This window comes from Micromonospora sp. NPDC048170 (genome assembly GCF_040652795.1).
In the GTDB taxonomy this organism is placed as follows: Bacteria; Actinomycetota; Actinomycetes; order Mycobacteriales; family Micromonosporaceae; genus Micromonospora.
The window spans coordinates 1-12102 of sequence record NZ_JBEZMR010000043.1 but is presented as its reverse complement, the minus strand read 5'-3'; the positions used below and the strand labels follow the sequence as shown (position 1 = coordinate 12102).

The following is a 12102-nucleotide window of genomic DNA, read 5'->3' as shown; positions in this document are numbered from 1 at the left end:
CGACCGGCGCCACCCCCGCAGAGCCGCCGTGGCCCGGGTCAGGACGGTTCGGGATCGCGTACCAGGACCCGGACCGTGTGGGCCGCCGCGATCGCGCCGACCAGCACGGCGTGCCGGGGCTCGGGCACGTCCAGCAGCCGGTCGGCGCGCAGCGCCGCCAGCGGGGCGAGCCGCCGGTCGGCGAGCACGGTGTCCACCGCCCGCCGGTCGCCGCCGCAGACCAGCGCGCTCAGGGACGGCACCTCCGGCAGCAGCAGCCGTACGGCGAGATCGGCCGCGTCGCCCAATGCCGCCTTCGCCTGGTTGTCGCGCCGCCGGGCGAAGCGCTGCTGGGACCAGCCCCCGGCGGCGGTACGTCCCTGCACGTAGCTGGTGTCCACCTTGGAGACCACCAGCTTCTCCCCCGCCGCGACGCCCACCGCCACCGCGCCCTTGCGGGCGAGCAGCAGGCCGATCCGGCGCGGGGTGGTCGCGGCGGCCACGAAGCCGGGCACGTCCGAGGTGGCCGGCGCGCCGGGCGGGGTGTGCAGCGCGGCGGTCGCGCCGTCCGGGGCGGCGAGCAGCAGCCCGTACGCCTGGACGGTGATGGTGGGCGGGCCGTGCCGGTCGGCGAAGCCCTCGACCCACCGGGCGACCCGGCCCGGTGCCACCTCGACCCATCGACCGCCGCCTACTGCCGGTCTGCCGGCCACGGCAACCTCCCTTGTGGTGTCGCAACGTCGAACGGCTCAGCCACGGAGCAACCGCCAGGTCGCCAGCGCTGTCTGCGCCGCGTCTGCCGGGGCCTGCGCGGCCGTCCAGCTCGCGATGACGCCGGTGAGGGCGCCGGCGAGGTAGGCGGCGTGGACGTCCACCGGCACGTCGTGCAGGTGCGGGGGGCGGGCCCGCGCCTCGAAACTGCGCCGCAGCTCCGCGGCGAGCCGGTCCCGCAGCCCTGCGGCGAAGCGGGCACTGCCGTGCGGGGACAGCATCCGACGGTAGAGGACCGCGTTGGCGGCGACGTCGTCGAAGAGGTCACGGAGCGGCTGCGGCACCTCGTCGCGCGGCGCGTCCAGCGGACAGAGCGCCGCGGCACGCGCCACCTGGGTAACCGCCTCGTCCATCGCGTCCGCCACCAGTGCGTCCAGGTCAGGAAAGTGGAGGTAGGTGGTCGCGCGGTTGACCCCGGCCCGCTTGGCGACCTCGGCGATCGTGATGGCGCCCAGCTCCCGCTCGGCGGCCAGTTCGAGGACCGCCGCCCGCAGTCGGGCCCGGGTCCGCCGCGCACGGGGGTCGGAGGATCTCACGGAGCCACTATACGACACGCGTCGCTTAAACGACACACGTCGTGTAACTTGTCGGCCATGCGAATCGAGCTCTGGGCCGACGTCGTCTGCGCGTGGGCGTACATCGGCAAGCGGCGGCTGGAGCGGGCACTGGCATCCTGGACGGGCGAGCCGGTCGACATCGTCTGGCGGCCGTTCCGGATCGACCCCTCCGCCCCCGTCCCGGCCGAACCGCTGGCGGAGGCGCTGCGCGACCCGATGGTGGACGCCGCGCTCCAGCAGTGCGCGCCGGAGCTCACGCCCGGCAAGAACCGGGAGCGGGTCTCCCGCATCGCGGCGGCCGAAGGCCTCGGTCCCCGCTGGGGGGCAGGCTGGCGGGCCAGCAGCCACGATGCCCACCGGCTCATCGCCCTCGCCCACGAGGCCGGCGGTACGCGACTACAGGGCGCGGTGGCCGAAGAGGTCATGAGGGCCCACTTCGTCGACGCGCGGGACATCAGCCTCCCGGCGGTGCTGGACGACGTCGCCCGGAGCGCGGGGTTCCCCGAGGGCAGCGGACTGCTCGCCGACGGCGGAGGTGACGCCGCCGTGCGGGAACTCCTGCTGCGGGGCCGGGCCGCAGGTGTGGCGACCTCCCCGACGTTCGTGGCGAACGGCGAGGCACTGCGCGGGGCGCAGCCCCCGGAGGTGATCCACGCCTTCCTGTCCGGGGCAGCACGACTCAGCCCGCGGCAACTGCCCGAGGAGGTCGAACGGTTCCGCCACGCCGAGGCGCTGCTGGATCTCGGCGATCCCCTGGGCGCCCTCACCCTGCTCCAGCCCCTGCTCGACAGCCACGGCGACGATCGCGGCACGCAACTGCTCGCCGCGCGGGCGTACTTCCACTCCGCCCAGCTCAACCGGGCCCTGCGGGTCCTCGAGCCGCTCGTGACGGCGGCGCCGGACGACTCGTACGCGCGGTTGTTGCTCGGACGCACGCTCCAGCGGCAGGGCGACGCCCGGCGCGCCGCCCCCCACCTGCGCCTGGCGGCAGCCATGTCCCCCCACTACGCCGCCTGAACCGGCGCACCGACGACAGGCCTCATCGCGGCAGCACCATGGCGATCGCGAGCGCCGCGATGAGGCCGCTGGAGACCAGCGCGGTGACACGTCGCCCGCGGGGCCCGGTCAGCGCCCGACCGACGAGGCTGCCCCCGCCGGCGATCAGCAACTGCCAACTGGCCGACGCGACGAAGGCCCCGGCCACGAAGAGCAGTGCGTCGGCCGCACCCGGGTCCGCGTCGCGCTGCCGGCCGATCACCAGTGCGGCGAAGTAGACGACCGTGGCCGGGTTGAGCAGGGTCAGCGCGAGCACGCCGGCGAAGGCCCGGGTCGGGGTGTCCAGGCCCCGGCGTTCGCCAGCAGCCCCCGTCGCGGCGCGGGGACGCAGGGCCCGCCAGAGGCCATGGCCGGCGAGGACGAGCAGCACGCCTGCGGCGGCCAGCCGCAACGGCCCGGCGACCGGGGCGATCAGCCCGGCGACGGCGGCCCCACCGAGGGCGGCCACGGCGGCGTAGAGCCCGTCGGCCACGGCCACTCCGAGAGCGGCGGCGGCACCGACCCGGAACGACGTACGGGCGGTCAGCCCGAGAATGAGGATCGCGATGGCGCCGACCGGTATCGCCACGCCGTAGCCGGCGACCAGGCCGGCCAGGAACGAGGCCGTCACGACGGCGGGCGGTAGGTCGGGACGGACGCCGGCATGGTCCGCTGTCGACGCGCGGCGGTGGCCGCACGGACGGGGACCTGCAACGGGTACGTCTCGATCATGCGGTCATCGTGGGCCACCCGCCCGCGCCGGTCCACCGGGTTTCCCGCCAGTGACCGGGTCGCTGTCGCCGACGTCCCGATCGTCGGGAACCCGGCGTCGAGTGGATCTTGCGGCATGTGCGTCGCGAGCCGGGCGCTGGCACAATGGCCCGCCTGTCCCGGCCCCTGCCAGGAGTGAGGTCACGATGACCGAGGAGCACATCCAGCCCAACGAGACCACCGTGCCGCTGCTGCACTGCGTGTCCGCGGAGGAGACCCTTGCCTTCTGGCGGGCGCTCGACTTTCAGGTGACCTACGAGCAGACGAAGCCGTACCTGTACCTGGCCTTCCGCTGGAGCGGGTTCGACCTGCACTACGGCGGCGCGCCGAGCGCCGCGGACCCGTCGGCCGAGAACACCGGTGGTTGCCTGGTGATGGTCGACGCGGTCGCGCCCTACCACGCGGCGTTCAGCGAGGCGATGCGCCGCACGTACGGCAAGGTCCTCGCCAAGGGGCAGCCCCGGATGACCCGCTACCGGCCCGGCGCCTCACGGTTCACCGTCGTCGATCCGTCGGGAAACACGATCATCTTCATCCAGCGGGACGAGCCGACGGAGCTGGAGTACGGCGGCTCGAAACGGTTGCGGGGGCTGGCCCGTGTCCTCGACAACGCCCGGATCCTGCGGGAGTTCAAGGACGACGACCGGGCCGCCTGGCGGGCACTCAACTCCGGGCTGCGCCGGCACGGCGAGACCGCGCCGGCCGTCGAGCAGGCGCTGGCACTGGCCGCGCTGATCGAGCTGTCGGTCGCGCTGGACGAGCCGGAGCGGGTGTCCGAGTGGGGGCCCCGCCTCCAGCCGCTCCCGTTGAGCGCGCCGGAGCGTGACCGGGTACGACGTTCCGTCGCCGACCCCGCCGTCCTCGCGCCCTGGCTGCCCTGAGCCAGCTCCACGGGGACGCGTCGAGCGCGCCACCCGAGGTGTGGGCGGCGCGCTCGACGGTGGACCGGGTTCGTCCGGTCAGACGTTGAAGCCGAGGGAACGGAGCTGGTCGCGCCCCTCGTCGGTGATCTTGTCCGGCCCCCACGGCGGGAGCCACACCCAGTTGATCCGCATGTCGTCGACCAGGCCGCCGCCCGGGCCGGTGGTCAGCGCCTGCCGGGCCTGGTCCTCGATCACGTCGGTCAGCGGGCACGCCGCCGAGGTCAGCGTCATGTCCAGGGTGGCCACGTTGTCGTCGCCGACGTGCACGCCGTACACCAGGCCGAGGTCGACCACGTTGATGCCCAGCTCGGGGTCGACGACGTCCTTCATCGCCTCCTCGATGTCGGCGACGGCGGCCTTGCCCCGGGCCGCCGGCGTACCGTTCTCGGCCGGCGCGGCGGCGGCAGCGGCCGGGGCGGTTTCGCCCTCGGTCGCCGGGGTCGCCGCGGTGGCGGTGTCCTCGCTACTCATGCCTCAACCTCCGTCGGGCTCACGCCCACGCCGGCGCGTGCCGCGGCGTCCTTGAACGCCATCCACGGCAACAGCGCGCACTTGACCCGGGCGGGGTAGCGGGCGACGCCCGCGAACGCGACCCCGTCACCGAGCACGTCCTCGTCCGGCGTGACCTGGCCACGGCCGGACATCAACTCGACGAACGCCTCGTGCACCCGGAACGCGTCGCCCGCGCCCCGGCCCACCAGCAGCTCGTGCAGCACGCTCGCCGACGCCTGGCTGATCGAGCAGCCCTGCCCGTCGTACGAGACGTCCTGCAGCACGTCGCCGTCGGTCGCCACCCTGACGGTGACCTCGTCACCGCAGGTCGGGTTGACGTGGTGCGCCTCGGCGACCCGGGCGCCCGTGGCGTCCGCGTCGCGCAGGCCGCGACCGTGCGGGTGCTTGTAGTGGTCCAGGATGATCTCCTGGTAAAGAGATTCAAGCTGCATCGGGCTGAACTCCCGTCGATCCGCGGGCTCCTGCGTCGCCGCTCACTCGAACACCTTCCGCACCTGCTCCAGGCCCGTCACCAGGGCGTCGATCTCCTCGGTGGTGGTGTAGAGGTAGAACGAGGCCCGCGTCATGGCCGGCACGCCGTACCGGGTGCACACCGGCTTGGCGCAGTGGTGGCCGACGCGCACCTGCACGCCGAGCGAGTCGAGCACCTGCCCGACGTCGTGCGGGTGGATGTCGCCGAGCGCGAACGAGATCGTCCCGCCCCGGCCCACCGGCACGGTCGGCCCGAAGATCCGCAGGCCGGGCACGGTGGCGAGGGCGTCGAGCGCGTACGCCGTCAGCTCCTTCTCGTGCCACTGGACGGCCCGCATCCCGATGCCGGTTAGGTAGTCGACGGCCGCGCCGAGCGCGACCGCCTCGGCGATCGGCGGGGTGCCCGCCTCGAACCGGGCCGGCGGCGCGGCGAACGTCGACCGGGCCATGGTGACCGTCTCGATCATCGAACCGCCGCCCAGCACCGGCGGCATCGCGGCCAGCAGCTCACCCCGGCCCCAGAGCACGCCGATGCCGGTGGGGCCGCACATCTTGTGCCCGGTGAAGACGATGAAGTCGGCGTCGTGGTCGACCACGTCCATCGGCATGTGCGGCACCGACTGGGAGCAGTCGAGCAGCAGCAGCGCCCCCACCTCGCGGACCCGCGCGGTGATCCGCGCGGTGGCGTTGACCGTGCCGAGGATGTTGGACATGTGCACCAGCGAGACGATCTTCGTCCGCTCGGTGACCAGGTCCTCCAGCCCCGACTCGTCCAGGCGCCCCTGGTCGGTGACCGGGAACCAGCGCAGGGTCGCGCCGGTGCGCTCGCAGAGCAGCTGCCACGGGACGATGTTCGAGTGGTGCTCCATCTCGGAGATCACCACCTCGTCACCGGGGCCGAGCCGGAACCTCTCGTCGGCGTCGGGCCGCAGCGACGCGTTGGAGAACGCGTACGCCACGATGTTGATCGCCTCGGTGGAGTTCTTGGTGAACACCACCTCGTCCACGCTCGGCGCGTTGATGAACGCGGCGATCTTCGCCCGCGCGCCCTCGTACGCCTCGGTGGCCTCGGTGCCCAGGGTGTGCACCGAGCGGGACACGTTGGCGTTGTGCATCGCGTAGTGCTCGCCGAGCACGTCGAGCACCTGCCGCGGCTTGTGCGAGGTGTTGGCGCTGTCGAGGTAGACCAGCCGGTGTCCGTTGACCTCCCGGTCGAGGATCGGGAAGTCGGCGCGCACCTTCGCCACGTCGAAACGCGGCTCGTCGTCGTACTGCGGCATCCCCGACGGGATCGCGATGGAAGTCATGTAGACCGGCCCACCCATTCTCCGAGAGGACTCAGGCCCGCGCCGCGCCGGCCCCGGCGGCGTACCGCTCGTAGCCCTCCGCCTCGAGCTTGTCGGCGAGCTCCGGGCCGCCCTGCTCGACGATCCGGCCGGCGACGAAGACGTGCACGAAGTCCGGCTTGATGTAGCGCAGGATCCGGGTGTAGTGGGTGATCAGCAGCATCCCCGTGTCGCCGGTGTCGCGGACCCGGTTCACGCCCTCGCTGACCACCCGCAGCGCGTCCACGTCGAGGCCGGAGTCGGTCTCGTCGAGGATGGCGATCTTCGGCTTGAGCAGCTCCAGCTGCACGATCTCGTGCCGCTTCTTCTCGCCGCCGGAGAAGCCCTCGTTGACGTTGCGCTGGGCGAACGCCGGGTCCATCTGGAGGCGCTCCATGGCCCCGCGCAGCTCGCCACCCCAGGTGCGCAGCTTGGGCGCCTCGCCGTCGATGGCGGTCTTGGCGGTACGCAGGAAGTTCGCCACCGAGACGCCGGGGACCTCGACCGGGTACTGCATGGCCAGGAAGAGGCCGGCGCGGGCCCGCTCGTCGACGGAGAGGGCCAGCACGTCCTCGCCGTCGAGGGTCACCGTGCCGCCGGTGATCTCGTACTTGGGGTGGCCGGCGATCGAGTAGGCCAGGGTGGACTTGCCCGAGCCGTTCGGGCCCATGATCGCGTGGGTCTCCCCCGACCGCACGGTCAGGTCGACACCGGCCAGGATCGGCTTGAGCTCACCCTCGGGCAGCTTGACCGACACCTTCAGGTCGCGGATCTCCAGGGTGCTCATTATCGGGTCACTCCATTGCTCGGCGTCGGGCGGCCGTCGTCGCCCACGGGAAGGTAGATGTCGCCGTCGCGGACTTCGACGGGATAGACGGGAACGGGTTCGGTGGCGGGCAGCCCGGTCGGCTCGCCGGTCCTCAGGTCGAAACGGGATCCGTGCAGCCAGCATTCCAGCGTGCAGCCCTCGACCTCCCCCTCGGAGAGGGCGACCGCGGCGTGCGAGCACTCGTCGTAGATGGCGTAGAAGGCGCCGTCCTCGCCGTGCACCAGCGCGATCGGGGTGCCGTCGACGTCCGCGCTGACCACGCTGCCCTTCGGCACGTCCTCGGCGGAGCAGAGCCGGATCATCAGGCGCCCGCCTTGGCGAGCCGGGCCTCGATGGCGTCCTCCAGCCGCTCGCGCAACGACTCGACCGGGATCTTGTTGATCAGCTCGGCGAAGAAACCACGGACCACCAGACGCCGCGCCTCGGCCTCCGGGATGCCCCGGGCCATCAGGTAGAACAGCTGCTCGTCGTCGAAGCGGCCGGTCGCGCTCGCGTGCCCGGCGCCGGCGATCTCGCCGGTCTCGATCTCCAGGTTGGGTACGGAGTCCGCCCGCGCGCCGTCGGTCAGCAGCAGGTTCCGGTTGATCTCGTACGTGTCGGTGCCGGTCGCCTCGGCACGGATCAGCACGTCACCCACCCAGACGGTGCGCGCGCTCTCGCCCTGCAGGGCGCCGCGGTAGCCGACGTAGCTGCGGCAGTCCGGCACGGTGTGGTCGACCAGCTGGCGGTGCTCCAGGTGCTGCCCGGAGTCGGCGAAGTAGAGGCCGTACAGCTCGGCCTCGCCGCCCCGTTCGGTGTACTCCACCGAGGTGTACTGCCGGACCAGGTCGCCGCCGAGGGAAACCTGGACGTGCACCACCCTGGCGTCCCGGCCCAGCCTGATCTTCAGGTGCTGGGCCTGCACCGCGTCGGCGTCCCACCCGGCGACGGTGACCAGGGTCAGCTTCGCCCCGTCGGCCACCGCCACCTCGACGTTGTCGGCCAGCGTGGCCGAGCCGACGTGCTCCAGCACCAGGGTCGCCTCGGCGAACCGGCCGATCTCGACGAAGGTGTGCCCGAAGGCCACGCCCTCGGCGCCGTCGCCGGCCACCTTCAGGCTGACCGGCGCCGCCACCACCGTCGAGGGATCCACCTGGACCAGCAGCGCCTGCCCGGCCCCGCCGTGGGCCAGCGCGCTGACCCGGTCGATCGGGGTGAGCACGCTGCCCACCCGCGGGTCGTCGGAGTCGATCCGCCCGACGCTGACGCCCTCGGGCAGGTCGCCGTACTCGTGGCGGACCGTGCCGGTGGGGGCCTGCGCCGCACCGACCAGCCCGCGCAGCCGCTTGAGCGGGGTGAAGCGCCACTCCTCCTCCAGGCCGGTGAGGGCCGGGAAGTCGGCGACGTCGTACGAGCGGAGCGCCTGCGACTTGGTGCTGGGCGGCGCGGAAGCCTGGGTAGTCATCTCTTCCTTGGTCTGTTCTGCGATTGGTCGGAGGGTCGGTCGGGCTGGTCGCGACGCGGCGCGACGGTCCGGGCCGCGCGAGGACCGGGCGGGGTCAGCCGACCGCGCCCTCCATCTGGAGCTCGATCAGGCGGTTGAGCTCCAGGGCGTACTCCATCGGGAGCTCCTTGGCGATCGGCTCGATGAAGCCGCGCACGATCATCGCCATCGCCTCGTCCTCGCTCAGGCCCCGGCTCATCAGGTAGAAGAGCTGGTCGTCGCTGATCTTGGAGACGGTGGCCTCGTGCCCCATCGACACGTCGTCCTCGCGGATGTCGACGTACGGGTAGGTGTCCGAGCGGGAGATGGTGTCGACCAGCAGGGCGTCGCACTTGACCGTGCTCCGGCTGCTGTGCGAACCCTCCAGCACCTGCACCAGGCCGCGGTACGACGTGCGGCCACCGCCCCGGGCGATCGACTTGGAGATGATGGTGCTGCTGGTGTGCGGCGCGGCGTGCACCATCTTGGCGCCCGCGTCCTGGTGCTGGCCCTCGCCGGCCATGGCCACCGAGAGCACCTCGCCCTTGGCGTGCTCGCCGGTCATGTAGACCGCCGGGTACTTCATGGTGACCTTGGAGCCGATGTTGCCGTCGACCCACTCCATGGTCGCGCCCTCGTGGCACACGGCGCGCTTGGTGACCAGGTTGTAGACGTTGTTCGACCAGTTCTGGATGGTCGTGTAACGGCACCGGGCGTTCTTCTTGACGATGATCTCCACGACCGCGCTGTGCAGCGAGTCGGAGGAGTACAGCGGCGCGGTGCAGCCCTCGACGTAGTGCACGTACGCGCCCTCGTCGACGATGATCAGCGTCCGCTCGAACTGGCCCATGTTCTCGGTGTTGATCCGGAAGTAGGCCTGCAACGGGATCTCCACGTGCACGCCCTTCGGCACGTAGATGAACGAGCCGCCGGACCACACGGAGGTGTTCAGCGCGGCGAACTTGTTGTCGCCGACCGGGATCACCGTGCCGAAGTACTCCTTGAAGACGTCCTCGTGCTCCCGCAGCGCCGTGTCGGTGTCGAGGAAGATGACGCCCTGCTCCTCGAGGTCCTCACGGATCTTGTGGTAGACGACCTCGGACTCGTACTGCGCCGCGACACCGGCGACCAGCCGCTGCTTCTCCGCCTCGGGGATGCCCAGCCGGTCGTAGGTGTTCTTGATGTCCTCGGGCAGGTCCTCCCAGCTGGTGGCCTGCTTCTCCGTGGACCGCACGAAGTACTTGATGTTGTCGAAGTCGATCCCGGTGAGGTCGGCGCCCCAGGCCGGCATCGGCTTGCGGTCGAACAGCCGCAGGCCCTTGAGCCGCAGGTCGAGCATCCAGGCCGGCTCGCTCTTCTTGGCCGAGATGTCCCGCACCACCGCCTCGTTGAGGCCGCGCTGGGCGACCGCCCCGGCAACGTCGGGGTCGGCCCAGCCGTACTCGTAGCGACCCAGGGCGGCGAGCTGCTCTTCCTGGGTCAGGGGCTGGACGATCTGCTCGGTCATCTATCTGTCCTCACAGTGGAGACGGTCTTTCCGGACTGACGCCCCGGCTGGGCCGGGATGTGCGTGGTGCACACCCCGTCGCCGTGCGCGATGGTGGCCAGGCGCTGCACGTGGGTGCCGACCAGGCGGGAGATCACCGCGGTCTCGGCCTCGCACAGCTGGGGGAACTCGGCGGCCACGTGGGCCACCGGGCAGTGGTGCTGACAGAGCTGACCACCGGAGGCGATCGTGGACGCGTTCGCAGCGTAACCCTCGGCGGTCAGCGCACCGGCGAGTGCCTCGGCCCGCGCGAGCGGGTCGTCGCCGGCGTCCTCCATGGCGGCCCGGCAGCGGGTCTCCAGGGCGGCGACCTGATCCGCGGCGAACGCCTCGACCGCCGGCGAGCCGCCGTTCCGGGCGATCCAGCGCAGCGCGGCGGTGGCCATGTTGTCGTAGTGGTGGGTGCCGCAGCGGCCCCGGGCCGCGTCGGTCAGCACGAACACCTTCGCCGGCCGGCCCCGGCCACGGTGGCCGCGGACGGTCTGCTCGCGGGCGAGCACGTCACCGTCGGCGAGCATCGCGTCGAGGTGCCGGCGGATCGCGGCCGGGCTGAGCCCGAGCGCCGAGCCGAGCTGCGCGGCGGTGGTCGCACCCCGTTCCAGCAAGAGCTGGGTGACCCGGTCACGGGTGGAGAGATCCGCGACGGACGCGGACCGGCCGGCGGCCGGGGCGGCCACCGGCTGGAGCCCGGAGAGCGCCGCCGCGTTTTTCACAACGCCAACGTTACGTAATTCGCCCGGGGCCCGCAAACCCGGGCCCCGGTGATCCGAACCACCGCACGGGCGGAGTCACCCGATCGTGCTCAACTACGGTGCGTAGGATTTGCGCCGTGATGCGATCCGTCCGGTTCCCGGTCTCCACCGCCCTGCTGCGCCGTCTCGCGCTCGCCTCGATCATCGCGAACGTGGGCATCGTCGTCACCGGCGGGGCCGTCCGGCTCACGAGTTCGGGCCTCGGCTGCCCCACCTGGCCCCGGTGCACCGACGAGTCGTACGTGGCGACCGCCGAGATGGGCATCAACGGGGCGATCGAGTTCGGCAACCGCCTGCTCACCTTCGCGGTCGGCATCATCGCGCTGGCGGTGCTGGTGGCCGTGCTGCTGCACCGCCCCCGGCGCCGGGAACTGGTCCCACTCGCGGTCGCCGTGCTCTTCGGCATCCCGGCCCAGGCGATCGTCGGCGGCATCACCGTGCTCACCAACCTCAACCCGTGGGTGGTCGGCCTGCACTTCCTCGCCTCGATGCTGGTGATCGCCGCCGCGTACGCGCTGTGGCGGCGGGTCAAGGACCCGGCGGGTCCGGCGGTGGCCGTCGTGCCCGCCCCGCTGCGGACCCTGGCCGCGCTCACCACCGTCGTCAGCGCGGCCGTGCTGGTGATCGGCACCTGGGTGACCGGCAGCGGCCCGCACGCCGGCGACCACGGCGCCGCCCGCAACGGGCTCGACCCGGAGACGATCTCCCAGGTGCATGCCGACAGCGTCTTTCTGCTGATCGGCCTGTCCGTCGCGCTGGTCTTCGCCTTCCGCGCGGTCGGCGCGCAGCGGGCTGCCCGGGCCGCGGTGGTGCTGGTCGCGGTCGAGCTGGGCCAGGGTCTGATCGGCTTCGTGCAGTACTTCACGAACCTGCCGGCGCTACTGGTGGGCGCACACATGCTGGGCTCCTGCCTGGTCCTGCTGGCCACCCTCTCGGTCCAGTGGTCGACCCGCGAACGCCACCCGGTCGGGCCGGCCCCGACCCCGCAGCCCGCCGACCGGGCCGTCCCCGTCGCCGCCTGACGGAACGACTCCGCCCCGAGCGGGCGCAGCGGGACGGCCCTCGTGGCCGTCGGCGCGGGGGGGCGGGGGGGGCGCCCGGCGGCGGCGCCGCCCCGCCAGCTCGGCCGGTGAATCGCCCGGGGCGGGGCAACGGGGACGCGGCGGGA

14 protein-coding genes are annotated in these 12102 nt (G+C 72.5%); 3 read left to right on the top strand and 11 right to left on the bottom strand.

Annotated features, from left to right (window positions below; all coding sequences use genetic code 11):
* Nucleotides 1–38: 38 nt before the first annotated feature.
* Together AB0D32_RS30575 and AB0D32_RS30570 are read right to left on the bottom strand one after the other, a co-directional pair.
* Entirely contained in the window at nt 39–692 is a 654-nt protein-coding gene (locus AB0D32_RS30575; RefSeq protein ID WP_357097647.1) for an acVLRF1 family peptidyl-tRNA hydrolase, read from the bottom strand.
* A gap of 36 nt (nt 693–728) precedes the next feature.
* Nucleotides 729–1286 (bottom strand): TetR/AcrR family transcriptional regulator, encoded by a 558-nt coding sequence (locus AB0D32_RS30570; RefSeq protein WP_357097645.1) that lies wholly within the window; start codon nt 1284–1286, stop codon nt 729–731.
* A gap of 57 nt (nt 1287–1343) precedes the next feature.
* Between AB0D32_RS30570 and AB0D32_RS30565 the strand changes: the two genes are divergently transcribed.
* Nucleotides 1344–2324, top strand: coding sequence for a DsbA family protein (locus AB0D32_RS30565; RefSeq protein WP_357097643.1), 981 nt, complete (start codon nt 1344–1346; stop codon nt 2322–2324).
* Between the two features lie 22 nt (nt 2325–2346).
* Here the strand turns inward: AB0D32_RS30565 and AB0D32_RS30560 are convergent, their stop codons facing one another.
* Nucleotides 2347–2973, bottom strand: coding sequence for a LysE family transporter (locus tag AB0D32_RS30560; RefSeq protein ID WP_357097641.1), 627 nt, complete (start codon nt 2971–2973; stop codon nt 2347–2349).
* Between the two features lie 286 nt (nt 2974–3259).
* Here AB0D32_RS30560 and AB0D32_RS30555 point away from each other — a divergent pair, with 286 nt between their 5' ends.
* Nucleotides 3260–3994, top strand: coding sequence for a glyoxalase (locus AB0D32_RS30555; protein ID WP_357097639.1), 735 nt, complete (start codon nt 3260–3262; stop codon nt 3992–3994).
* A gap of 78 nt (nt 3995–4072) precedes the next feature.
* Here the strand turns inward: AB0D32_RS30555 and AB0D32_RS30550 are convergent, their stop codons facing one another.
* From AB0D32_RS30550 to AB0D32_RS30515, 8 genes are all read right to left on the bottom strand, one after another.
* Entirely contained in the window at nt 4073–4507 is a 435-nt protein-coding gene (locus tag AB0D32_RS30550; protein ID WP_357097636.1) for a metal-sulfur cluster assembly factor, read from the bottom strand.
* Entirely contained in the window at nt 4504–4980 is a 477-nt protein-coding gene (sufU, locus tag AB0D32_RS30545) for a Fe-S cluster assembly sulfur transfer protein SufU (RefSeq protein ID WP_357097634.1), read from the bottom strand. The genes AB0D32_RS30550 and sufU overlap by 4 nt, the downstream gene beginning before the upstream one ends.
* 42 nt (nt 4981–5022) lie before the next feature.
* Nucleotides 5023–6327, bottom strand: a complete 1305-nt coding sequence (locus AB0D32_RS30540) for a cysteine desulfurase (protein WP_357097631.1) — start codon at nt 6325–6327, stop codon at nt 5023–5025.
* Nucleotides 6328–6358: 31 nt separating this feature from the next.
* Entirely contained in the window at nt 6359–7132 is a 774-nt protein-coding gene (gene sufC, locus AB0D32_RS30535; RefSeq protein ID WP_357097629.1) for a Fe-S cluster assembly ATPase SufC, read from the bottom strand.
* Complete coding sequence (locus AB0D32_RS30530) at nt 7132–7476, bottom strand: non-heme iron oxygenase ferredoxin subunit (protein WP_357097627.1); 345 nt, start codon at nt 7474–7476, stop codon at nt 7132–7134. The genes sufC and AB0D32_RS30530 overlap by 1 nt, the downstream gene beginning before the upstream one ends.
* On the bottom strand, nt 7476–8618 hold the full coding sequence (gene sufD / locus AB0D32_RS30525; RefSeq protein ID WP_357097625.1) for a Fe-S cluster assembly protein SufD: 1143 nt from the start codon (nt 8616–8618) through the stop codon (nt 7476–7478). Before sufD ends, AB0D32_RS30530 begins: the two co-directional genes overlap by 1 nt.
* 94 nt (nt 8619–8712) lie before the next feature.
* The gene (sufB, locus tag AB0D32_RS30520; RefSeq protein ID WP_357097623.1) at nt 8713–10143 is read right to left on the bottom strand and encodes a Fe-S cluster assembly protein SufB; all 1431 of its coding nucleotides are present in this window, start codon (nt 10141–10143) and stop codon (nt 8713–8715) included.
* Nucleotides 10140–10895: a transcriptional regulator gene (locus AB0D32_RS30515; protein WP_357097621.1), complete on the bottom strand. Its 756-nt coding sequence runs from the start codon at nt 10893–10895 to the stop codon at nt 10140–10142. The genes sufB and AB0D32_RS30515 overlap by 4 nt, the downstream gene beginning before the upstream one ends.
* Nucleotides 10896–10993: 98 nt before the next feature.
* On the opposite strand from AB0D32_RS30515, the gene AB0D32_RS30510 reads away from it, so the two are divergent.
* Complete coding sequence (locus tag AB0D32_RS30510) at nt 10994–11956, top strand: COX15/CtaA family protein (protein WP_357097619.1); 963 nt, start codon at nt 10994–10996, stop codon at nt 11954–11956.
* The last annotated feature ends 146 nt before the right edge of the window (nt 11957–12102 follow it).

What these genes read in the sequence shown, in the direction of transcription:
- AB0D32_RS30565 (WP_357097643.1), top strand. Translation starts at nt 1,344, where the DNA reads ATGCGAATCGAGCTCTGGGCCGACGTCGTCTGCGCGTGGGCGTACATC.
- AB0D32_RS30555 (WP_357097639.1), top strand. Translation starts at nt 3,260, where the DNA reads ATGACCGAGGAGCACATCCAGCCCAACGAGACCACCGTGCCGCTGCTG.
- AB0D32_RS30550 (WP_357097636.1), bottom strand. Translation starts at nt 4,507, where the DNA reads ATGAGTAGCGAGGACACCGCCACCGCGGCGACCCCGGCGACCGAGGGC.
- sufU (WP_357097634.1), bottom strand. Translation starts at nt 4,980, where the DNA reads ATGCAGCTTGAATCTCTTTACCAGGAGATCATCCTGGACCACTACAAG.
- AB0D32_RS30540 (WP_357097631.1), bottom strand. Translation starts at nt 6,327, where the DNA reads ATGACTTCCATCGCGATCCCGTCGGGGATGCCGCAGTACGACGACGAG.
- sufC (WP_357097629.1), bottom strand. Translation starts at nt 7,132, where the DNA reads ATGAGCACCCTGGAGATCCGCGACCTGAAGGTGTCGGTCAAGCTGCCC.
- AB0D32_RS30530 (WP_357097627.1), bottom strand. Translation starts at nt 7,476, where the DNA reads ATGATCCGGCTCTGCTCCGCCGAGGACGTGCCGAAGGGCAGCGTGGTC.
- sufD (WP_357097625.1), bottom strand. Translation starts at nt 8,618, where the DNA reads ATGACTACCCAGGCTTCCGCGCCGCCCAGCACCAAGTCGCAGGCGCTC.
- sufB (WP_357097623.1), bottom strand. Translation starts at nt 10,143, where the DNA reads ATGACCGAGCAGATCGTCCAGCCCCTGACCCAGGAAGAGCAGCTCGCC.